Origin of the sequence: Thermoanaerobacterium butyriciformans (assembly GCF_017874545.1) — a bacterium.
Taxonomy (GTDB): Bacteria; Bacillota; Thermoanaerobacteria; order Thermoanaerobacterales; family Thermoanaerobacteraceae; genus Thermoanaerobacterium; species Thermoanaerobacterium butyriciformans.
Genome location: NZ_JAGGLT010000065.1, coordinates 1 through 1,874 on the forward strand (window position 1 = coordinate 1; position 1,874 = coordinate 1,874).

Annotated in this window: 1 protein-coding gene; it reads right to left on the reverse strand. The window is 39.3% G+C overall.

All coding sequences use genetic code 11. The features are described from left to right. Window positions 1-87: 87 nt before the first annotated feature. A complete protein-coding gene (gene ltrA, locus J2Z80_RS14865; RefSeq protein ID WP_209455070.1) occupies window positions 88-1,494 on the reverse strand; it encodes a group II intron reverse transcriptase/maturase in 1,407 nt (468 codons plus the stop codon). Window positions 1,495-1,874: the final 380 nt, after the last annotated feature.

The following is a 1,874-nucleotide window of genomic DNA, read 5'->3' on the forward strand; positions in this document are numbered from 1 at the left end:
AATCGAGTAGGAGCTGAATAATTATTTTATTCAGCGTCCTCTCACACCACCGTACGTACCGTTCGGTATACGGCGGTTCATTAAGATTTAATGTACAATTAGATATCTCTTTGACAAACTCTTGTAACCTATGCCTTCGAAGTATTTATTTGTAAGAGTCATATTGAGTATTTGGCTATTGGATATTCTCCAGTAGCCTTTCCTCGTATTGGCATATGCCCAGGCTTTCTGTTTTTCTAATCCTAATTTTACTAGATTATCGTATTTTGTTTTTATCTTCTTCCATTGTTTCCATATACATGCTCTTAGTCTACGCCTTATCCATTCGTCAAGGGTTCTCATTATTCCTTTCGCATCTGCTAATCCAAAGTAGTTAACCCATCCTGTCGTTATCTGATTCAATCTACGTATTCTGTATCCCATGCTTATTCCCTTGTTTCGATTGGTTATTTCTCTTACTTTTTCCTTAAACCTTTTGATGGATTTTTCATGAATCCTTATTCTTACTTTATTCTCTTTTATGTAAAACGAGAATCCTAAGAATTTTCTTTTCCATGGTCTATCTACAGCACTTTTGGCTTCATTGACTTTTAGTTTTAATTTGGTTTCTATGAATTTCTTTATGCTTTTCATTACTCTGTTTCCTGCCGACCTGCTTTTTACGTATATGTTGCAATCATCTGCATATCGACAGAATTTGTGCCCTCTTCTTTCTAGTTCTTTGTCTAGTTCATCTAGCATTATGTTTGCTAATAGCGGACTTAATGGCCCTCCTTGTGGTGTCCCTTCTCCTGTTGCTACTTTTATTCCGTTTATCATTACTCCTGATTCTAGGTATCTTCGTATCAGCTTCAGTACTCTCTTGTCTCCTATCCGCTTTTCTAATTTAGACATCAGTATGTCGTGGTTTACTCTGTCAAAGAACTTTTCTAAGTCTATATCTACTACCCATGTGCATCCTTCGTTTATATATGTTTCTGCGGCTATTACTGCGTCTTTTGCACTGCGTCTAGGTCTGAATCCATAGCTATTTTCCGAGAATGTATGGTCGTATATTCCGCTTAGTATTTGGGCTATTGCTTGTTGTATTAGTCTGTCTAGTACCGTAGGTATTCCTAGTAGTCTTGTTCCTCCATCTGGTTTTGGTATTTCTACTCTCAGCACTGGTTGTGGTTTATACTTTCCTTCCAGTAATTGTTGCTTTATGGTCAGCCAGTTTTCTTTGAGATACGGTAGAAGTTCATCTACTTCCATCCCATCGACTCCATGACTTCCTTTATTTGCAACTACTCGCTTGTATGCCTCTTTCATGTTTTCTCGGTCTAGTATCATTTCAAGCAGATTACTGGTGTATCTTTGCACATTGTTTCTTCTATCTTTTGACGCCGATGATATACTATGCACTTCCACTCTCTCTTGAAATTCCATTTCTTGATTGAGCGGATAGCCTCTTTGTTGAGTTGTCTGCAGTCTTTGCATATCTTTCGAGTTCATAAGATTTCCAAAACCTCCTAATGTTCGGTCCTTCCTTATCTATTCATGACTAGATAAGTACTATGACCTCTGCTGACTTCTCAAGGTTCAGCCATACATCACTGTATGGGTTGTCATTTCAGAGTTCACTTTAATGACTTGTCCTTGAGACCTCCCCGGGTAAGAACGATAACCTTCATCTCGTCTATCTGCCAGATTTACTGTATGGAGTTCGGGTAGTGTTGGACTTCGTTTTGTATTGCAAACTCGTCCACCCCAATTCAGCCTCTTATCTGGTTCGTGTTCCTCAGACCGAGATTTTGCCTACCGCTTCCTTCAGATTCCACCTCGCGATGGACACCCTTGCGGTTCAGCTAGTGGTTCCCACTACCAAGCCCACA